This window comes from Acidisoma sp. 7E03 (assembly GCF_054665075.1).
The window spans coordinates 25,207-45,176 of record NZ_BAAFHE010000014.1; the positions used below are offsets into that span (position 1 = coordinate 25,207).

The 19,970-nt window shown below is 66.5% G+C and carries 18 protein-coding genes; 9 read left to right on the top strand and 9 right to left on the bottom strand.

Annotated features, from left to right (window positions below):
• The first annotated feature begins 11 nt into the window (after positions 1-11).
• Positions 12-1,022 carry a fatty acid desaturase gene (locus ACYQ6W_RS19090; protein WP_459677655.1) on the top strand — a complete coding sequence of 337 codons (1,011 nt, stop codon included), beginning with the start codon at positions 12-14 and terminating at the stop codon, positions 1,020-1,022.
• Here ACYQ6W_RS19090 and ACYQ6W_RS19095 read toward each other — a convergent pair.
• From ACYQ6W_RS19095 to ACYQ6W_RS19115, 5 genes are all read right to left on the bottom strand, one after another.
• The gene (locus ACYQ6W_RS19095; RefSeq protein ID WP_459677559.1) at positions 959-1,774 is read right to left on the bottom strand and encodes a phosphate/phosphite/phosphonate ABC transporter substrate-binding protein; all 816 of its coding nucleotides are present in this window, start codon (positions 1,772-1,774) and stop codon (positions 959-961) included. The genes ACYQ6W_RS19090 and ACYQ6W_RS19095 overlap by 64 nt on opposite strands.
• Complete coding sequence (gene parA, locus ACYQ6W_RS19100; RefSeq protein ID WP_459677561.1) at positions 1,771-2,400, bottom strand: ParA family partition ATPase; 630 nt, start codon at positions 2,398-2,400, stop codon at positions 1,771-1,773. Before parA ends, ACYQ6W_RS19095 begins: the two co-directional genes overlap by 4 nt.
• Positions 2,401-2,460: 60 nt before the next feature.
• The gene (choV, locus tag ACYQ6W_RS19105; RefSeq protein WP_459677562.1) at positions 2,461-3,690 is read right to left on the bottom strand and encodes a choline ABC transporter ATP-binding protein; all 1,230 of its coding nucleotides are present in this window, start codon (positions 3,688-3,690) and stop codon (positions 2,461-2,463) included.
• Between the two features lie 4 nt (positions 3,691-3,694).
• Positions 3,695-4,588, bottom strand: coding sequence for a choline ABC transporter permease subunit (gene choW / locus ACYQ6W_RS19110; protein ID WP_459677563.1), 894 nt, complete (start codon positions 4,586-4,588; stop codon positions 3,695-3,697).
• Positions 4,589-4,764: 176 nt separating this feature from the next.
• Complete coding sequence (locus ACYQ6W_RS19115; RefSeq protein WP_459677565.1) at positions 4,765-5,727, bottom strand: choline ABC transporter substrate-binding protein; 963 nt, start codon at positions 5,725-5,727, stop codon at positions 4,765-4,767.
• 294 nt (positions 5,728-6,021) lie between these two features.
• Between ACYQ6W_RS19115 and betB the strand changes: the two genes are divergently transcribed.
• The 3 genes from betB (at position 6,022) to ACYQ6W_RS19130 (ending at position 10,244) form a co-directional block, all read left to right on the top strand.
• Entirely contained in the window at positions 6,022-8,109 is a 2,088-nt protein-coding gene (betB, locus tag ACYQ6W_RS19120; RefSeq protein WP_459677566.1) for a betaine-aldehyde dehydrogenase, read from the top strand.
• On the top strand, positions 8,109-9,764 hold the full coding sequence (gene betA, locus ACYQ6W_RS19125; protein ID WP_459677568.1) for a choline dehydrogenase: 1,656 nt from the start codon (positions 8,109-8,111) through the stop codon (positions 9,762-9,764). Before betB ends, betA begins: the two co-directional genes overlap by 1 nt.
• 72 nt (positions 9,765-9,836) lie before the next feature.
• The gene (locus ACYQ6W_RS19130) at positions 9,837-10,244 is read left to right on the top strand and encodes a DUF2177 family protein (protein ID WP_459677569.1); all 408 of its coding nucleotides are present in this window, start codon (positions 9,837-9,839) and stop codon (positions 10,242-10,244) included.
• A gap of 61 nt (positions 10,245-10,305) precedes the next feature.
• Here ACYQ6W_RS19130 and ACYQ6W_RS19135 read toward each other — a convergent pair whose 3' ends face one another.
• A complete protein-coding gene (locus tag ACYQ6W_RS19135) occupies positions 10,306-10,734 on the bottom strand; it encodes an organic hydroperoxide resistance protein (RefSeq protein WP_459677570.1) in 429 nt (142 codons plus the stop codon).
• A gap of 150 nt (positions 10,735-10,884) precedes the next feature.
• Between ACYQ6W_RS19135 and ACYQ6W_RS19140 the strand changes: the two genes are divergently transcribed.
• From ACYQ6W_RS19140 to ACYQ6W_RS19150, 3 genes are all read left to right on the top strand, one after another.
• Positions 10,885-11,340, top strand: coding sequence for a MarR family winged helix-turn-helix transcriptional regulator (locus tag ACYQ6W_RS19140; RefSeq protein WP_459677572.1), 456 nt, complete (start codon positions 10,885-10,887; stop codon positions 11,338-11,340).
• A 172-nt stretch (positions 11,341-11,512) separates the two neighbouring features.
• Entirely contained in the window at positions 11,513-12,937 is a 1,425-nt protein-coding gene (locus ACYQ6W_RS19145) for a sensor histidine kinase (RefSeq protein ID WP_459677574.1), read from the top strand.
• Positions 12,938-12,944: 7 nt separating this feature from the next.
• Positions 12,945-13,289 carry a response regulator gene (locus ACYQ6W_RS19150; RefSeq protein ID WP_459677575.1) on the top strand — a complete coding sequence of 115 codons (345 nt, stop codon included), beginning with the start codon at positions 12,945-12,947 and terminating at the stop codon, positions 13,287-13,289.
• A gap of 6 nt (positions 13,290-13,295) precedes the next feature.
• On the opposite strand, the gene ACYQ6W_RS19155 is transcribed toward ACYQ6W_RS19150, so the two are convergent.
• The 3 genes from ACYQ6W_RS19155 to ACYQ6W_RS19165 all read right to left on the bottom strand — a co-directional run bounded on the left by ACYQ6W_RS19155 (position 13,296) and on the right by ACYQ6W_RS19165 (position 18,521).
• Positions 13,296-14,198 carry a PPK2 family polyphosphate kinase gene (locus ACYQ6W_RS19155; protein ID WP_459677577.1) on the bottom strand — a complete coding sequence of 301 codons (903 nt, stop codon included), beginning with the start codon at positions 14,196-14,198 and terminating at the stop codon, positions 13,296-13,298.
• Positions 14,199-14,245: 47 nt separating this feature from the next.
• Positions 14,246-17,323: a Hint domain-containing protein gene (locus ACYQ6W_RS19160; RefSeq protein WP_459677578.1), complete on the bottom strand. Its 3,078-nt coding sequence runs from the start codon at positions 17,321-17,323 to the stop codon at positions 14,246-14,248.
• A 103-nt stretch (positions 17,324-17,426) separates the two neighbouring features.
• Positions 17,427-18,521, bottom strand: coding sequence for an aldose epimerase family protein (locus ACYQ6W_RS19165; RefSeq protein ID WP_459677580.1), 1,095 nt, complete (start codon positions 18,519-18,521; stop codon positions 17,427-17,429).
• Positions 18,522-18,650: 129 nt separating this feature from the next.
• Here ACYQ6W_RS19165 and ACYQ6W_RS19170 point away from each other — a divergent pair, with 129 nt between their 5' ends.
• Positions 18,651-19,100, top strand: a complete 450-nt coding sequence (locus ACYQ6W_RS19170; protein ID WP_459677581.1) for a YraN family protein — start codon at positions 18,651-18,653, stop codon at positions 19,098-19,100.
• Positions 19,101-19,212: 112 nt separating this feature from the next.
• Complete coding sequence (gene otsB, locus ACYQ6W_RS19175) at positions 19,213-19,953, top strand: trehalose-phosphatase (protein WP_459677582.1); 741 nt, start codon at positions 19,213-19,215, stop codon at positions 19,951-19,953.
• The last annotated feature ends 17 nt before the right edge of the window (positions 19,954-19,970 follow it).

A 19,970-nucleotide genomic window follows, 5' to 3' on the forward strand; every position in this document is an offset into this window, starting at 1 on the left:
AACATGTGGCTATGCCTTCTCGCGCCGCTCTGTCCCGCCCTGCCGTTGAGTGGCCGACTCTCGGCCTCTGCCTCCTCATCTACGGCGGCTGGGCCTTGCTCACCTGGCTCTACCGCGAACTGCCCTGGCCGCTGCTCGCCGCCTTGGGCGGCTGGACTCTGGCCTGGCAGATGTCCCTGCAGCATGAGGTGCTGCACGGGCACCCCACGCGCTGGCGGACGGTGAACGATGCCCTGGGCTTTCCGCCGCTAACCCTCTGGCTGCCCTACCGCGTGTATCGTGCGAGCCATCTGCGCCATCACCGGGATGCCCATCTCACCGATCCCTTGGAAGATCCTGAGAGCTATTATCTGACCGAGGCGCGCTTCGGCCGGCTCGGCCCTTGGGCGCGGGCCTTCCTCCGTTTCACCCATACCTTCGCCGGCCGCGTTACCTTCGGGGCGCTGCGCAGCCTGGTGCTGTTTCTCTGGCAGCAGGCAGGTGCCTGCTGGAAGGGCGCGCCGCTCGCCCGGCGCATCTGGTTCTGGCATCTGCTCGGCGTCGCCGTCGTCCTCGCCTGGGTCTGCGGCCTCTGCGGCATGCCGCTGTGGCTCTATCTGCTGTGCTTTGTCATCCCGAGCCGTATGCTCGCCTCCATCCGCTCCTTCGCCGAGCATCGGGCGGCGCCAGACGCGGATGAGCGCACGGCGATCGTGGAACGGGCGCCGCTGCTCGGGCTGCTCTTCCTGCACAACAACCTGCATGCCGTGCACCATGCGCGGCCGGGCCTCGCCTGGTATCGCATCCCGGCTTTCTACCGCGCCCACCGCACGGCGGTGCTGCGCGCCAATGGCGGGCTGGTCTATCGCGGTTATCTCGACGTTGCGCGCCGCTATCTGCTGACGCCGCATCATGCCGGGCCGCATCCGGGCTTCCTCGTCCCCCGCGCCCCGCTGCCGGGCGAGGCGGCGCCGCTGCCTCAGGCGAGCGTGGGATATCCGAGCGCGGCCGACTCCGCGTCGTATTCCGTCACCCGGTCATAGGCGCCGGCCTGCGGCGGGGCGATGCGCCGGATGGCGAGCGTGGCCAGCGCCGCGGCCAATGCGGCGGGCGGAAAGGGGCCGCAGAGCAGGGCCGTCAGCCGCTGGGCGAGCGTGGGCGGCGTAGCGGCCGCGGTGATGAAGGGGATGGCGGGCGAGTCCGGGGTTTCGGCCAAGACGCGCAGCGGCGCGGTCAGGGCAGGGCGGAAGCGCGCGGCATAACCGAAGGTTACGCAGTCGATCGCCGCCGCATCGGCCTCCCCTCGGCCCACCGCCTCCATGCTTGCGACATGGCTGCCGGTGACCAGGGTCTCGCTGAAGAAGCGGCCAGCGCGGGTCCAAGGGGCGAAGAGGCGGCGCGGCAGGTTCATGCCCGAATTGGAGTCCCGACCATTGAGGGCAAAGCGCCGGCCGCGCAGGCTCTCCAGCGTCCAGAAGGGCGCCTCGCGGCGCACCACGAGGAAGGAGCAATGCGTCGGCACACCGTCCGCGCGCAGCCGGCAGCCCGGCAGGTCGTAGAGCGGTGTGCCGAGCAAGCGATACTGGCCGGCATAGAGGGTCTTCAGCGGATAGCCGCACATCTGGCTGAAGACGGTCCCCGGGTCGATCGCCTCGGGCAAAGCGAGGCCCGCCGGCGCCAGTGCGTCGGGTAGCGCCGCATCGCCCAAGGCTGCGCGCAGCGCCGCCCACAGCGCCGCATTGGCGACCGCCATTTCCGGCAGTGCATACATGGGAAGCTGGGCGAGGAGGCTCATCGCGTCAGCGTCTCGACTTCGGCGAGGAGGGCGGCGATCTCCGCCGCCGCCTGGGATTTCGGGCTCGCCTCCGTCACCCCGAGGCCCTGGGCGAAAGCGTTGGCGAAGCCGGCGCGGTTGCCGAGCGTGGCCGAGAGCAGCGCGTAGCCGGCGCTCTGCGCCTCCCGCTCCACCTGGCTGCGCAGTCGGGAGGCGGCAGGGGCACGGTTGAGCAGCAATCGCACCGTCCGCTTCTCGGCGGCGGCCAGAGCCACCGTGCCGGCGGCCGCCCACAGGTCGGGCGGGCTCGGCTGCAAGGGTACCAGCACCAGGTCCGCGGCCCGGATGGCGCGCTTCGCCTCGGCCTCCACCTGCGGTGGGGTATCGACGATCACCACCGCATGGCTTGCCGTCAGCCGCTCCAGTTCCGCCTGCAGGCGCCAGCCCGAGACGTCGGAAAAGCCGATGGCGGGCAGGGGCTTGCGGCTCGCCGCGCGCAAGGCGTGCCAGCGGGTCAGGCTCTTTTGCGGATCGATGTCGAGCAGGCAGACCCGTCGGTCGGCGGCCATCGCCGCCGCCAGATTCGCGGCGATCATGCTTTTGCCGGCGCCGCCCTTCTGCTGGGCGACCGTCAGGACCAGGGCCATGGCACGACTCCGTTGCGGCGCAGCATGAATAGGACCGCGCCGCAGGCCCTGGCGTCAACGTCAGTCCGCGGCGTCCGCCACCTTCTGCCAGCCTTCGGAGGCGAGGGCGTGTAGGATTTCGTCTTCGCCGCACATGCCGAGGATCTGGCCGCCCTGGGTCACCAGCACTGGCATGCCGGTGGCCTGGCGCAGCTGGATGACGGTCTTCATCGTCGCCTCGCAGTCAACCGCGGCACAGACGCCGGCGCCGGGCAGGTCGAGGTCGCTCTCGACCGCGGCCACGGGCACGGGAACGCCCGCCGCCGTCACCGCGCTGCCGGGCACGGTGCCGGCGCTCTTCAGCAGCACTGGCCGATGCGGGTCGAGCACCGCCCAGCCGTCGCGCGCGGCGAGCTTGTCGAGCGGCGTCATGAAGGTGCGTCCGCGCAGCACGTTCAGCGGGTTCATGTGCTGCACGAATTCGCGCACGTAATCATTCGCGGGCGTCAGCACGATGTCTTCGGGGCTGCCGGCCTGGATGATGCGGCCGCCTTCGAGGATCGCGATCTGATTGCCGAGCTTCAGCGCCTCGTCGAGGTCGTGGCTGACGAAGATGATCGTCTTCCGTACCTCCTTCTGCAGCGCCAGCAGCTCGTCCTGCAGCTTGGTGCGGATCAGCGGGTCGAGGGCGGAGAAGGGCTCGTCCATCAGCAGGATGTCGGCATCCGTTGCGAAGGCGCGGGCCAGGCCCACGCGCTGCTGCATGCCACCCGACAGTTCGCGGGCGTATTTGTCGGCCCATTTGTCGAGGGCGACGAGCTTGAGCTTTTCGTCGACGATCCGGCGGCGCTCGGCCGGGCCCATGCCGCGCAGTTCGAGGCCGAGGCCGACATTTTCCCGCACGGTGCGCCAGGGCAGCAGGGCGAATTGCTGAAACACCATGGCGATGCGCCGCGTGCGCATGAAGCGCAGCGTCGCACGGTTACAGCTCGCGATGTCTACCGTTTCGTTCTCGTTCTTCACGAGCACGCGGCCGCGGGTGACCGGGTTGAGGCCGTTGACCGCGCGCAGCAGCGTCGACTTGCCGGAGCCCGACAGGCCCATGAGCACGCAAATCTCGCCTTCGCGCACGGTGAGCGACGCATCCTTCACACCCATCACCACGCCGGTCTTGGCCAGAATCTCTTCGCGGCTATGGCCCGCATCCATCATCTGCATCGCTTCCGCCCGGGCGCGCGCGCCGCCCCGGCCGGAACCCGTGAACAGAATGTCGACGTGGGAGAATTCGATCGCGGTCTTATGCTCGGTCATGGGTTCAGCCCTCGCTGTCACGCGGACGGCAGACGCGGTCCAGGATCACTGCCAGGACGACGATGCAAAGGCCGGATTCGAAGCCGACATCGACGCGCAGCGTGTTGAGTGCGCTCACCACCGGAACGCCGAGGCCACCTGCACCGACGAGCGCCGCGATCACCACCATGGAGAGGCTGAGCATGATGCATTGGGTGAGGCCGGCCAGGATGGTCGGCAAGGCATGCGGCAACTCCACTTTCCACAGCAGTTGGCTCTTTGACGCACCGAAGGCTTCGCCCGCTTCGATCAGTGCGGGCGGCACCGAGGCAATGCCGAGCTGGGTCAGGCGGATGGGGGCGGCGATCGCGAAGATGATGGTGGAGATCAGGCCAGGCACGGCACCGAGGCCGAAGAGCACCACGGTCGGGATCAGATAGACGAAGGTCGGCAGCGTCTGCATCAGGTCGAGCAGCGGCCGCACCAGGGTGAAGAGCCAGGGGCGATGGGCGCAGGCGATGCCTATCGGCACGCCCAGCACCATCGAGATGACGGTCGCGAAGATGATGAGCGAGGTCGTCTCCATCGTCGCCGACCAGTAGCCCTGGTTGAGGATGAAAAGCTGGGCGATGATGACGAAGACGACGAGTTTCCAGGAGCGCTGGATGGCATAGCAGAGCAAGCCGACCGCGAGGATCAGGAGGATGGCCGGAATGGCCTCCAGCACGGCGGTCAGACCGTTGATCGCGGCGCCGACACCGTTCGAGACAAGATCGATGACGTCGGACCCGCTGATCGAGTTGACGATGTTCGCGATCCAGTCGCCGAGCGGAATCTTGTGGCCTGAGACGAGATCGGCCAGCCCATTCAGCATGCGGTACTCCACGGCAAGAAGGTTCGCGCCAACGATCCCGCGCATGAGATCATAAGCCCGGGGGCTGCGCTTGGATTTTTTGCCATCCGGCGTCGCTCGAATGCGACGCCGCCCGGCCGGGACGAGGAGGTTCGCAGACCGGGGCGGGCAGGGACCCGCTGCAAGAACTGCGCGGGACGCATGGCCTTCCGAACCTTATGCCGGAAGGCCATGGCTCACTCTTACAGCCCGAGGGCCTTCTTCACAACCGGCAGCGCCGGCTGGTTGCCGTCGAAGGTGGTCACGCCGTCCAGCCACCGGGTCATTGCGTCCGGATGCGCCTTCAGCCACTGCGCGGCCGCGGCCTGCGGGTCCATCTTGTCGTACATGATGGAGCCCATGATCGTGTTTTCCATGTCCAGCGTGAACTTGAGCTGGGTGAGGAACTTGCCGACGTTCGGACACTCCTTCACGTAGCCGCCCGAGGTATTGGTGTAGACGGTGGCGCCGCCGTAGTTCGGCCCGAAGATCGCATCACCGCCCGACAGATACTTCATGTCGTATTTGGTGTTCATCGGGTGGGGTTCCCAGCCGAGGAAGACGATCGCCTTGTGCGCCTTGGTCTTGCGCGTCACTTCCGCCAGCATGCCCTGTTCAGAGGACTGGACAAGCGTGAACTTTCCGACACCATCGGTGTTGTTCTTGATCATGTCGAGGATGAGGCGGTTGCCGTCATTGCCCGGCTCGATGCCGTAGATCTTGCCGTCGAGCTGCTTGTAGAACTTCGGAATGTCCTGGAAGGACTTCAGGCCCTCGTCATAGAGATAGGTCGGGACGGCCAGGGTATATTTCGCGCCGTCCAGATTGGCGCCCAGCACGTCGACCGTCTTGTCCGCAACATAGGGTTTGATGTTGTCGGCCATCGTCGGCATCCAGTTGCCGAGGAAGACGTCGATCTTCTTCTGCTTCATTTCCTCGAAGGTGACGGGCACGGAGAGGATCGTCGTCGTCGTCTTGTAGCCGAGCGCGTCCAGAATATAGGTCGCGGTACCGGTCGTCGCCGAAATGTCCGTCCAGCCGACGTTGGAGAAGGAAACGTTCTTGCACGAGGCCGGGTCGCCCGCGGCCTGGGCGGCGGCGCCCAGGCTCATGCTGCCTGCGATCAAACCGAATGCCGCCACAGCCTGAAGAAGGTGTCTACGCATCTGCCGTCCTCTCTTGCACGAATGGGAAGGTCTTGAATGCTCAGGGCCGCTCCGCCCGGAGCCGTGAGATTGAACATACTTTCAATCTTTCGCGGCGGTCACCCCTTTTTATCGCGAAAAGGAGAGCAAAGAGATGATTTTTTGGAGGGGATTGGCAAAACTGCTGCCGATATGAGCAACATTTGCCCATAAATAGATCGAATGAGCGGCAAACGTGATCGCGCTTGATTGAACGTTCAAGCAATTATAGAAACGCGGGACGGCCCTGGTGCCGGTTATGGGTTGGAGAGACGCTTGTCACGACGGGATTCCGAAGACACGCGCCGGAAGCAACTGATCGACACGACGATCCTCGTCATGGCCAAGGTCGGCTTCCATGCGACGACGCTCGGCCTCATCGCCAAGCAGGCGAAAGTCTCGGCCGGTCTCGTCGCGCATTATTTCGGGGATAAGGAAGGGCTGCTGGAAGCAACGCTCCGCAGCCTCGCCTCCCGGCTCAGCCGGGCGGCCTCCGCGCGCCTCCAGGCGGCGCGCAGCCCACGTGCGCGGCTGCAGGCGGTGATCGACGCCAACCTCGCGCCCGAAGAAATGGATTCCGAAACGAGTGCGGTCTGGCTTGCCTTCTGGGGCCAGGCCAAGCATTCCGATCGTCTCAAACGCGTGCAGCGCATCTATCAGCTGCGGGTGCTCTCCAATCTGCGGCACGCCCTCCGCGAGCTTGCCCCCGCGGAGGATGTCGAGCGGCTTGCCGTCATCATCGCCGCCATCATCGATGGGCTCTGGCTGCGCACGACCCTGGCTGCCGCCTGGAGCCCCGCCGATTCGGAAACCGCCCGCCGCATCGCGGCCGGCTTCGTCGACACGCAGCTTGCCGCGGTCTTGGAAGGAAGTTCGATGTCCCATGCCTCCGGCGCCGCCGCGCCCAGCCCGCGCCTCGCCAATTGGATCGACGGCGCCTATCGCCCCGATGCCAAGGCGGAGACCTTCGTCACGCGCAATCCCGCGACCGGCGCGGTGCTGGCCGAGGTCGAGATCGCCGATGCCGCAGCCTTGGAGGCCGCGATCCTCGCCGCCCGGCGCGGACAGAAGGCTTGGGCGCGGATGACGGGGATGGAGCGCGGCCGCATCCTGCGCCGCGTCGCCGAGTTGCTGCGGGCGCGCAACGATGCGTTGGCCGCGCTCGAAACTCAGGATACCGGCAAGCCGATCCAGGAAACCTCGGTGGTCGACGTCATTTCGGGCGCCGACTGCATCGAGTATTTCGCGGGTCTCGCCGGCGGCATCGCAGGTGAGAGCGTGGATCTCGGCCCTGCGGCCATGGGCTATACCCGGCGGGAGCCCTTGGGGCTGGTCGCCGGCATCGGCGCCTGGAACTACCCGATCCAGATCGCCTGCTGGAAGGCAGCCCCCGCGCTCGCCGCCGGCAATGCGATGATCTTCAAACCCTCCGAACTCACGCCCCTCTCGGCCTTCAAGCTCGCCGAGATCATGAAGGAGGCGGGTGTGCCGGATGGCGTCTTCACCGTGCTCGCGGGTGACGGGCGCACCGGGGCGCTGCTCTCCACCCATCCGGCCATCGCCAAGATTTCGCTGACCGGCTCCGTGCCGACGGGGAAGAAGATCATGGCGGCAGCGGCCGAGACCCTGAAGCAGGTGACGCTCGAACTCGGCGGCAAGTCTCCGCTGATCGTCTTCGAGGATGCCGATATCGAAAGCGCCATCGGGGGCGCCATGCTCGGCAATTTCTATTCCGCCGGGGAGGTCTGCTCCAACGGCACGCGCGTCTTTGTCCATCGCGCGATCAAGGAGAAATTCCTTGCCCGCCTGCTGGAACGGACGGCGGCGATCCGCCTGGGCGACCCGATGGACCCCGAGACGCAGATGGGTGCGCTGATTTCGGAAGCCCATCTGCAGAAGGTCCTCGGCTTCGTCGCGCGCGGCCAGGCCGAGGGGGCGAAGCTCCTCTGCGGCGGCCAGCGCGTAACGGAAGGCGCTTTGGCCCAGGGCAATTTCGTGAGTCCGGCCATCTTCGACGCGACCGGCGACGATCTCACCATCGTCCGTGAGGAGATTTTTGGGCCCGTCATGACCATCCTGACCTTCGATGACGAGGAAGAGGTGATCGCCCGCGCGAATGAAACGGAGTTCGGCCTGGGTGCCGGCGTCTTCACGCGCGATCTGGCGCGTGCCCATCGGGTGGTGGCCGCCCTCGAAGCCGGCACCTGCTGGATCAACACCTACAACATCACACCGATCGAACTGCCTTTCGGCGGCTACAAGCAATCCGGCCTTGGGCGGGAGAACAGCCGTGCCGCGCTCGATCACTACACCCAGATCAAGAGCGTCTACGTGGCGCTGACCCCGGTGGAGTCCCCCTACTGATGTCGCGCTTCGATTACATCATCGTCGGCGCGGGTTCCGCCGGTTGCGTGCTCGCCAACCGCCTGACGGAGGACGGCAAGACCACCGTCCTCGTGCTCGAATATGGCGGCTCCGATTCCTCGATCTTCATCCGGATGCCGGCGGCGCTCTCCATTCCGATGAACAAGGAGAAGTACAACTGGTTCTACGAGACCGAGCCTGAGCCGCATCTCGGTGGCCGGCGGATGCACACGCCGCGCGGCAAGGTGCTCGGCGGCTCCTCCTCGATCAACGGCATGGTCTATGTGCGCGGCAATGCGATGGACTTCCAGAACTGGGAAGCGCTCGGCGCGCGCGGCTGGAACTACGCCCAGGTGCTGCCCTATTTCAAGCGGGCCGAGCATCGAGAGGAAGGGGGAGACGAATATCGCGGCGGCGATGGGCCGCTCCGCACCTCCTATGGGCCGACGAAGAATCCACTCTACCGGGCTTGGGTCGAAGCTGCGAAGCAGGCGGGTTATCCCGAGACCTCCGACATCAACGGCTACCAGCAGGAAGGCTTCGGCCGCATGGACATGACGGTCAGTCATGGCCAGCGCTGGAGTGCGGCGACCGCCTATCTCAAGCCCGCCATGAGCCGGCCCAATCTCGAAGTGCGCACCGGGGTCCTCGCCAAGCAGATCGTCTTCCAAGGCCACCGCGCAACGGGCGTTCGCTACCTGCGCGGCGGGCAGGAGCTCGAAGCCCATGCGACGCGCGAGGTCATCCTGGCCGGTGGACCGATCAACTCACCGCAACTTCTCAAACTGTCTGGCATCGGGCCGGCTGCCGAACTCGCCGAACACGGCATCGGCGTGCTGGCAGACCGGCCCGGTGTTGGAGAGAACCTACAGGACCATCTGGAATTCTATTTCCAAGTGGCGGTGAAGGAACCCATCACGCTCTTCTCCGCGCAATCCTTGCTCGCCAAGGGCATGATCGGCGCTCGCTGGATGCTGATGAAGGACGGGCTCGGCGCCACCAACCATTTCGAGACCTGCGGCTTCATCCGCAGCCGCGCCGGCATCCCCTGGCCGGACATCCAGTACCACTTCCTGCCGCTTGCCATCTCCTATGATGGTAACAGCCTGGCAACGGAACACGGCATGCAGGCCCATGTCGGGCCGATGCGCTCCAAGAGCCGCGGCTGGGTGCGCCTGCGCTCGGCGGAGGCGCGGGAGAAGCCGCGCGTCTTCTTCAACTATATGAGCCACCCCGATGATTGGGAGGAGATGCGGGCCTGCGTGCGCCTCACCCGGGAAATCTTCGGCCAATCCGCCTTCGATCCCTATCGCGGGCGGGAGATCCAGCCGGGCGCAGATTGCGTGACAGACGAGCAGATCGACGCCTTCATCGCCCAGAAGGTGGAGAGTGCTTATCACCCCTCCTGCACCTGCAAGATGGGCGATCCGGCCGATCCCATGGCGGTGGTCGATCCCGAAACCCGTGTCATCGGCGTCGAGTCCTTACGCGTCGTCGACAGTTCCATCATGCCGCAGGTGACCACCGGCAATCTCAACGCGCCCACCATCATGATCGGCGAGAAGGCGGCGGACCACATCCGGGGGCGGCCGATGCTCGCCCCCTCCAACGCGCCTTTTTATCAGGCTGGTCACTGGGAAACCGCGCAGCGCTGAGGCAGAAAGGCGGGCGGCGGGCAGGGGAGCCTGCCGCTTCCACCTTTGGCCGGACAGGAGAAATCTGCGCGCATGCCGATCGTTGCCTATATCGCCGCCCTGCTGGTGTTTCTGGCGCTCGACCTCATCTGGCTCGCGGTGATGGGGGCGAGCTATCGCAGCGTGCTCGGGCCGATGCTGACCTCCAACATCCGTTGGGGCGCGGCCGCGCTCTTCTATCTGCTCGACATCCTCGGCCTCATGATCTTCGTCATGATGCCAGGCCGCGCACGGGGTGCCGCGTGGGTGCTGGTGCATGGCGCGCTCTTCGGCCTCTTTACCTATGCCACCTATGATCTCACCAACCTGGCGGTGGTGAAGAACTGGACGACACAGCTCGCCGTGGCTGATGTCCTTTGGGGCATGGTCGCCTCCGCCGTCGCCTCACTCTTCGGCTGGGCGATGATGCGCGAGCGCGGCGGCAGCCGCCGCCGGCGCTGACAGGAAAAAGCCCGGGCGCTGGCGCACCCGGGCTTCTGCCGTCTCGAGCCTGAACCGAGGCTCAGACGACGCTGAGCTTGACGTCGATATTGCCCCGGGTCGCGTTGGAGTAGGGGCAAACCTCGTGCGCCTTGGCCACCAGTTCTTCCGCCGCCGCGCGGTCGACGCCCGGCAGCGACACCGCGAGCGAAACTTCGAGGCCGAAGCCGCCTTCGGAGCGCGGGCCAATGCCCACCGTCGCCGTCACGGTCGCATCGGCGGGGACCTTCGCAGACCCACCCTGGGAGGCGACGAACTTCATCGCGCCGATGAAGCAGGCGGCATAGCCGGACGCGAAGAGCTGCTCGGGGTTGGTCCCTTCGCCGCCGGCGCCGCCGAGTTCCTTCGGTGTCGCGAGCTTCACCGAGAAATTGCCGTCGAGGGTGCCGGACTGGCCGTCGCGGCCACCGGTGGCGCGGGCGGCGGTGCTGTAGAGGACGTTCACGGACATGGCTTCGTTCCTTTCAAGTGCTCTATAAGATATCGCGATATTGAATCGCATGCGACTTAGATAGCTGAGTCCGGGGTCGGCGTCAATCCTTGCGATTGGATCGTGCACGACCTATCTCAACCTTGTGATAGCGCGTGCGGGAGACCCCTCATGATCGAACTGCCGGAGCGGATGCCCGATCTGTCGGAGCTTCTCTGTTTCGCCGTCTATTCAACCAGCCATGCCTTCAACCGGGTTTACAAGCCGCTGTTGGACCCGCTTGGGCTCACCTATCCGCAATATCTGGTCATGGTGCAGCTCTGGGCGGAGGACGGGCAGACGGTAGGCGCCCTGGCTGGCCGTCTCTTCCTCGAGTCCAATACCTTGACGCCCCTGCTCAAACGGTTGGAGGCGCAGGGGCTTGTGCGGCGCAGCCGCGACGCGGCGGACGAACGCCAAGTCCGGGTCTTCCTCACCGAGGATGGCCGGACCCTGCAAGCGCGCGCCCAGAGCGTGCCAGCCTGCGTCTTCGCGGCGACAGGCTTCGACCTGCCGCGGCTGCAAGCCTTGACGGGGGAGGTGACGGCGCTGCGCCGAAGCTTGTTGCGCCCGACAAATGAGCCGTGAGGAGGCGCCGAGACTGCTCAAACCTCCGCGATCTGCTCTGGTCGGCAACAAAGTGATCAGCTGCATTGCTGTCCTCTGTTGCCTCACTCTCTTGGGAGCGGCATCGTCCCGACCGCCTTGAACGGGTTTCTCCTCAAGCCCGAAGCACCCTTAGGAGGCAATGGTCGCGGGAATGTTTTCGGCAATCGGTGGTGAAGTCAGTCGGCTGATCCAAGACTTTGACTGGAGCAAGACGCCGATCGGTCCATTGCAGGACTGGCCGCAGAGCCTGCGCTCGGTCACGCAGATGCTGTTGCTCTCGCCGGTGCCGATCGTCCTGCTCTGGGGCGAGGACGGCATCATGATCTACAACGATGCCTATTCCGTCTTCGCCGGCCAGCGGCATCCTCGGCTGCTTGGCTCGAAGGTGCGGGAAGGATGGGCTGAGATCGCCGATTTCAACGACAATGTGATGCGGGTCGGCCTCTCCGGCCGGACGCTCGCCTTCCGCGATCAGGAGCTGGCGCTGGAGCGCCGGGGCAAGCTCGAGCCGGTGTGGATGGATCTCGACTATTCCCCGGTTCTGGACGAGAGCGGCAAGCCCGCAGGCGTCATCGCCATCGTCGTGGAGACAACCGAAAAGGTTTTGGCGCAGAAGCGCCTGGCAGCCAGCGAACGACGCTTTCGTGCGCTGACAACCGCCACCGCCGACATCATCTACCGGATGAGCGCCGACTGGCGGGAGATGCGGGAGTTGGACGGCCGCAACTTCCTTGCAGACGTGGACGTGCCGAGCATCGCCTGGATGGAGGATTACCTGTTTGAGGAGGATCGCCCACTGGTGGAGGCCGCCATCGCCGAGGCGGTGGGAGCCGTGAAGCCATTCCAACTCGAGCATCGTGTCCGCCGTGCCGACGGCTCGATCGGCTGGCTCTTTTCGCGCGCCGTTCCGGTGACGAACGACGCCGGCGAGGTCATCGAATGGTTCGGTGCCGCATCGGACATCACGGAGCGTGTTCGCACCACTGAGCATCTGCGGCTTGTCGTCAACGAGCTCAACCACCGGGTGAAGAATACCCTCGCCATGGTGCAGGGGATCGCCCGGCGCACCTTTCGCTCGGCCAGCGACGTGGCGCAGGCGCAGGAGCAGTTCGGCGCCCGCCTCGTGGCGCTTGCCCAGGCCAATGATCTGCTGACCGGTGAACGCTGGGCCGGCGCTTCCCTCAAATCCGCGATCGAGCAGGCGGTGCGTCCGCACCAGCACGATGCCGCGCGCTGCGTGATCGAGGGCAGGGATCTCCGCATCTCGCCCAAGACCGCGCTTGCGATCACGATGGCAGCCCATGAGCTGGCAACGAACGCGGTGAAGTACGGGGCCTGGTCGAATGACCACGGCACGGTGGTCATCACCTGGGGTACCGAGGGCGGGTCTTTCCACATCGAGTGGCGGGAGGAAGGCGGGCCGCCGGTGGTCCCACCTCTGCGGCGCAGCTTCGGCTCCCGCATGATCGAGCGCGGCCTGGCGGGGGAGCTCGGCGGTACCGTGTCGTTGCACTTTGATCCCGCCGGGCTCCGCTGTGTGGTCGAGGCACCGCTGAGCCTGGTGGTGGAGCTCTAGCGAGACCATGCGTATCCTGGTCGTCGAAGACGAAATGACGATTGCCTTCATGATCGAGGATATGCTCGTGGAACTGGGCCACGAGGTGGTAGAGCTTGCGATGCGCCTGCCGGAGGCTCTGAAGGCCGCGGAACGGCCGGACATCGATCTCGCCATCCTCGACGTCAATCTCGATGGGCTGCGGTCCTTTCCGGTGGCCGACGTTCTGATCGGCCGCGGCATCCCCTTTGCCTTTGCAACCGGCTACGGGGCGGCCGGGCTCGATGCCGGCTATCGGGATCGGCCGGTGCTGGCCAAGCCCTTTCTGCTCTCCGACCTCAAGAAGCTGCTGACCGACGCCTGCGCGGCATGATCGCCGTCAGCCGCCGGCTTCCAGCGTCTCTTTCGCCTGGGCGGCAGCGGCCCGCATCTCTGCCGTGGGCTTCGGGAAATGCGGGTCGATCCGCAGCAATGCCTGGCGCAGGGCATGGGCCACCAGCAGCCGCGCCACCCATTTGTGGTCCGCCGGAATGACGAACCAGGGCGCGTGCGGCGCCGCGGTGCGGCCGATCACCTGCTCATAGGCGTGCGCGTAGCGGTCCCACAGCGCCCGTTCGCTCATGTCCGAAGCGTCGAACTTCCACAGCTTGTCGGGTCGGTTGATGCGGCGCAGAAAGCGGCGGCGCTGCTCGTCTTTCGAGATGTGCAGGAAGAATTTCAGAACCGGCAGGCCTTGGCGGCCGAGATAGCGCTCATGCCCCGCAATGTCCTCCAGCCGGTGTTGCCAGATCTCCTCCGTGCGCTCCGGCTTCGGCAGGTGTTCGGCGGCCAGAAGCTCGGGATGCAGCCGGGTGATCAGCACCTCCTCGTAATAGCTGCGGTTGAAGACGGCGATTTCGCCCCGCAGCGGCAGCCCCTGGCTGGTGCGGCGCAGGAAGTCCTGCCCCAATTCCTCGCGCGAAGGCTGCTTGAAGGAGGTGACGCGCACGCCCTCCGGATCGATGCCGCGGAAGATGTGCCGGATGGTGCTGTCCTTGCCGCCTGCGTCCATGGATTGCAGGATGACGAGCATGCCCCAGCGCTTGGCGGCAAACAGCCTCTGCTGTAGCCGGGCGAGGGCCGCCACCTCGCGCTGCAGCGCCGCCTGTCCGCTCTTCTTGTCCAGCCCGTCGATGCCGCAGGCCGTCGGCCAATCCTTCAGATGGATCTTTCCCGGCTCCGTCACCATGCTGCGCTCGAGCAGCGCCGTCAGGGCCGGCAGGGGGGTGGATTCCTCAGCCATCCTCGTCCTCCTCGGTGGGCGGCTTGTGTGTCCGGGCCGCCTTCTTTCTATCCGACGGCGGCGGCCGCAGGGGAACCCGTCCGCTGCGCAAGCCCGGCCCGCACCCGTTCGACCTCAGCTCCCGTGACGCGCAGGGGCGCGTAGCCTGCGGCCTCCATCTGCAGCGTGACGTCCTGCCGCGCCTGGCCCCAGGCGGGGTGCAGTTCCGTCAGCGCGTCGCCCGCGAAACTCGCCCGGTCGCCCGTGTCCAGATAGCTCTCCGCCGCTAGGTTCTCCGCCAGCAGCACGTCATGCGCCGGCAGCTCGACGTGAAAATAGGTCACCTCGGGCCAAGGCTCCTGCCGGATCGCCCGGCCGTCGATCAGGTGTTTCACCGGAATCAGAACGCTTTCGACGAAGAGCGCGTGGTCGGGCGACAGCAGCAGCGCGCGCGCCGGCTGCATCGGCCCGAAGGCATGGGCCAGGATGCGCACCGGCTGCACGGCCTCGGGGCTCGGGTGGCGCGCGCAATCCACGCGGCGATGACCGATCCAGATTATTGGCTGCGGTCTGCCGCTCAGCGTCTGCACCTGGTCGCCGACCGCGAGCAGCTCGACGGGCACCGGGCCGTGCGGCGTCGCGATGCGCGTGCCGGCGGCGAAGCAGGCGATGCTCGTCAGCGACAGCGTATTGTTGCTGCCGGCCGAGAAGGCGAAGCCGCCATAGGCGAGGCTCGGGTCGAGGGCGAGATTGGCGAGATTCGTGCCGTCGTCGAAGATACCCAGCAGCCCATTCGCATAGTTGTAGCTGTAGAGCGCGTTGTAGGTGAGGGCGCCGAATTCGATGGTGCCGCTGTCGGCGGTGAAGCCGTAGATCAGCGCATCCAGCCCACTCGTCAGAATGTTGCTGTCCGCGGAGGTGAAGTCGAGCACGCCTCCTTGGCCCAGGAAGCTGATGGAGACGGCGCTGGTGCCGCCGCCGATCTGCACCTGGCCGGTACTGCCGATGATGAGGCTGCCGCCGCCGCTCGCGCTGCCGAGGCCGAGCTCCCCCTGGTCGACGAGCTGGCCGTTGACGGTGAGGGTGCCGGGCAGGCTGCTGCCGACAATGCTGTAGCCGATGGCGGCCGATTGCGTCGTCACCACGCCCGTGGCCGTGATCTCGGCCGTGCCCCCATAGATGTTGAAACTCTCGCTTTGCACCTGGCCCGCTTCGGTGAGAATGGCCGCGTTGAAGGTGGCGGCGCCGCTCGCCGTGACGGTGCCGCCCGTGGCGATGCTGAAGGTGGCGGCGGACGCGACGAGGCCGGCCGTGGCGATCGTACCGTCGGCCGAGACGGTGACACTGCCGCCCGTCGCGGTGAAGCCCGTGCCGGTCACGGTGAGGCTTGCGGGACCGAGGCCACCCAGGGTGAGGCTGCCGGCATTCTGCGCGAAGTTTCCGACGGTCGCTGCTCCGGAGTCCAGCATGATGGTGCCGTTGTTCACGTTGAGCGATCCGCTGACGCTCAGGCTGCCCTGGTCCAGCGTCAGCACGCCGTTGCCCGCGACGAGAAAATCCCCCGCCGTGATGTCGGTGGTGGGGGCACCGCCGACCGTGAGCGATCCGCCCTGATCGATGATCAGTTGCACGGTCATGCCCGGAGGGGCGGAGAGGGTGAGGGCGCCGGCCGTATTGCCGCCCGTCGTGACCGTCACGACGTAGCTCGCGGCGATGGCGCCGAAATCGTCGCTGAGCATCACGGCACCCGCCGCACTCGGCGCCAGGCCGGAGGACCAGTTCGCGGCAGTGCTCCAATCGCCGCCTTGGGCGTGGCTCCAGCGGGTGCCGCCCGCCGCATTGGCGAGTTCGACGGCCGCCCGCGCCTGGATCAGCCCCGCGCCGGTATTGGGCAGGTTCGAAGCGACGGGAATGGTCGACTGCACCAGAAGCGCGGTCAGTTGCGCCGTTGTCAGCGCGCCGTTCGCCTGCAGCATGAGGGCTCCGACCGCGCCCGCATTGGGGGCGGCCGCCGAGGTGCCGTTGAAGGAGAGGAAACCCGGAACCGTCGTGCTGGAACCGGAGACGCTGGTATAGGTCGGCAAGTTGGGCGTGACCGGCACGGGCAGCAGATTGCCGTTCTGGTCGTAGAGGATGACGCCCGGCCCGGTGGAGGTATAGCCCGCGGGGATCGGCGTGCCGCCATAGGCCGGCGTGTTGGTGTAGGTAACGGCGCCGACGACGTTGGTGTCCGACAGCAGCTCATGGCCGAGAATGTTGCCGGTGCCGCCGCCCGCCGCGCCGTTGACGATCGAAATCGCGGTATTGAAGTTGCTGACGATGAAATTCTGCCCGATCGGCACCGTGCCGCCGTTCTGCACGACGACGACGCGAAACTGAGTGGAGGCGGTGGTGTTGGTATAGACCAGGAACTGGGCCGGGTCGTCGCCCATTGCATTCAGTGTCGACGAGGCAACGACATTGCCCTGAGCGTCGAGAAGATAGAAAGCGAGGCTGTTGGCGGCCCCGCCGCCGCCGGTGCCGATGCTGGCGAAGGGCTGCGCCCATTCCAGCAGCAGCTTGCCCGTGACATTGAGCGGAATGGTGACGTCGAGATAGGGGCTGTCATTGCCGAAATTCTGTGCGACCACGTCGCCGATGCCGGGAATGGTGGTGGAGAGCGGGGTAAAGCCCTGCTGGATGTAGTCGGCACCGTCATTGCCGGCCGCCGAGAAATAGTTCACGCCGGCCGCGACCGCGGCCTGGATAGCGCGGTCCAGCACCGTTCCCGTCTGGTAGAAGGATTCTTCCGGCCCATAGCCGAGATCATCGATGATGACGGTGCAGCCGGCATTCTGCAGCGCGGTGACGGCGGCCGCGCAGGATTCGACCGAATCGCCGCCCGCCGCGAAATAGTAGCTGGCATTGGGTGCGATCTGGTAGGCGAGTTCCATCATCGCCTGGCCTTCGTCGTTGCCCGCCGCGGCGTCATTCAAGACAGTGACGGACGCTGGCAGATAGCCGGCGGCGACATTGGCGGGGGCGCCGCCATTCGCGTCGTAACTGTCGGAGATGATTCCGATCTTGATGCCTTGCCCTGTCACGCCGTAGAGGGCGGTCGCCACATCCGCGCCCAGCGCCGTTGCGGCAGCATCAAGTCCCGACATCATTCCGTTTCCCGCTCTAAGAGATGGGCTTCTCTCTAGACGTGAAACGGTTTCTCATGCAAATCGAAATTGGATCGTGACGATCGCCGCCGTCGTGCCCCCGTTAGTCCCTGTCAGTTTTGAAGCGATAGAGGGTGGTCGAGCGGAAGATGTGGCCGGGCAGCAGGGTAGTGGTCGGGAAATCGGGCTTGTTCGGCGAATCGGGGAAATGCTGCGTCTCGAAGCAGAACGCGTCGGACTGGCGATAGGCGACGCCCGCCGTGCCGGCCGATCCGCCGCCGAGATAATTCGCCGTATAGAATTGCAGGCCGGGCTCCGTCGTTTCCACCTCCATGATCCGTCCGGTCTTCGGGTCATAGGCGCGGGCGGCGAAGGTCAGCGCCTGCGGGCTCGGCTTCTCCAGCACGTAGTTATGGTCGTAGCCGTTCTGGCGCAGGATCTGCGGATGCGGAATGCGGATGCCGGCGCCGATCGGCTTCGGCGTCCGGAAGTCGAGCGGCGTGCCGGCAACGGGTGCCAGCTCCCCGGTCGGAATCCCGGTCAGGTCCACGGGCGTGAAGCGCTCGGCGTTGATCTCGACGATATGATCGAGCACCGAGCCCTGGTCGTTGCCGGCGAGGTTGAAATAGGCGTGATTGGTGAGATTGATGACGGTCTCCGCCGTGGTCACCGCCTGATAGTCGATCCGGAATTCATTGGCTTCCAGCACGGTGTAGACGACCTCGACCTTCAGCGTGCCGGGGAAGCCTTCGTCGCCGTCGGGGCTCGTATGGCTGAGCACGGCCGAAAGGGTCAGACCGCTTTGCGCAGCCTTCACCTCCCACAACGCCTTGTCGAAGCCGGCCAGGCCGCCATGCAGCGTGTTCGGGCCGTTGTTGGCGGCGAGGCTGTAGGTCTTGCCCCCGAGGCTGAAGCGCGCGCCGCCGAGGCGGTTGGCATAGCGGCCGATGATGGCGCCGAAATAGCCGGGATTGGTCTCGTAGAGCGGCAGATCGGCGTGATCGAGCGTGACGTTGGCGAAGCGGCCATGGCGGTCGGGCGCCATCAGGGCGGTTACGATGCCGCCGCGGTCGAGGAAGCGCAGCTCGAACCCGGCGGCATTCCGCATCCGGTATTCGGTGACCTCCTCCCCGGTCGACAGGCGGCCGGCGCTCTGCCGGCTGAGGCTGATGCCCATGTCGCTCGCTCGTCCGCCCATACCGCGCTTCCTTCTGGTGCTTGGGGGCCGACCCTAGCCGCAGCCCGCGGCCAAGCCCAGGGGTTCTCCTTCGATTGTTGTTTCCTTTTCGTTCCTAGCTTGCTACCTGTGGTTGCGAAGGAGTCCGGCATGAGCCTCGCCCCCCGTCTGTCGTCCGCATCGGCTCTTCCGCCTTCCACCGCCGCGCAGGATCGGCGAGGTGTGGCAGCGGTGCGCGCCGCCCGGGGGCGGCGGGCGCAGCGTGCCGGCCTGGATGGGGAGGGGCGGGTGGTCACCGCCCTCCGCCGGGATGGCTGGCATATCCATGGCCAGCGGCTGCGCACCCCGGCCGGCGAAGTCGACATCGTCGCCGAGCGGGACGGCCTGCTCACCCTGGTCGAGGTGAAGAGCCGGCCTGATCTGCGCAGCGGCATGGAAGCGGTCAGCCCGCGCCAACAGCGGCGGCTGATGCAGGCGGCGGCCATCCTGCAGGGCGAAAATCCCGATTGGGGGCGCCGGGGCATGCGCTTCGACGTCTGGCTCGTCGATGCCGCGGGCGGCCTGCATCACGTGCCCGATGCCTTCCGCGATTTCGGCTGAACCGCCTTCCGCCAGGATGGTGACCGCGCGGGGTGGCTTTTCGGGCGAATGCCTCTATCTCTAGGGCCGGTTCCGAGGTTCGGCCTCGCCCCAGCGATAGAGCAAGGAACGCATGACCAATTCCCCGACGATCGCGCCGCTCGACCGGCGCACCGCGCTTTTCCTCGATCTCGATGGCACCTTGCTCGACATCGCCCCCCGCCATGATGCGGTGGCCGTGGCGCCCGGCCTGCCGGAGGTCATCGCCCGCCTCGCGCGCAGCCTGGGCGGGGCCGTCGCCGTCGTCACCGGGCGCCCGCTCGCGGATGTCGATCGCCTCTTTCCCGCGCTCCCGGTCGCGGTCGCCGCGGAACATGGTGCACGGCTGCGCTTGCCCGATGGGTCGCTGCAATTGCACAGCGCCGATCTCCCCTGGCGGACGGAGTGGCTTGCCCGGCTGCGTGATGCCCTGCCGCGCTGGCCGGGGGCTTTCATCGAGGAGAAATCCATCGGCTTCGTGCTGCATTTCCGCCAGGCCCCGCAATTCGGCGAGGCGATCGGAGCGGCGATGCGCGACATGGTGGCGGAAGCCGGGGGCGCCGCCGAACTCCTGCCCGCCCTCATGGCCTTCGAGGTGCGGGCGGCCGGCGTCGGCAAGGGTCATGCCGTCCGCCACCTGATGGCCGAGCCGCCCTTCGCCGGCCGTATCCCGGTCTTCATCGGCGACGACGTGACGGATGAGGAGGGGATGGCGGAAGCAGAGGCCCAAGGCGGTCGCGGGCTGCACGTCGCCCGCGCCTTCGGGGGTGAGCCTTCTGCCGTACGGGCCTGGCTCGCCGCCATGGCGGATCGGCTGGACGAGGTCCGAGTCTAACCCCATCTCCGCCGGTC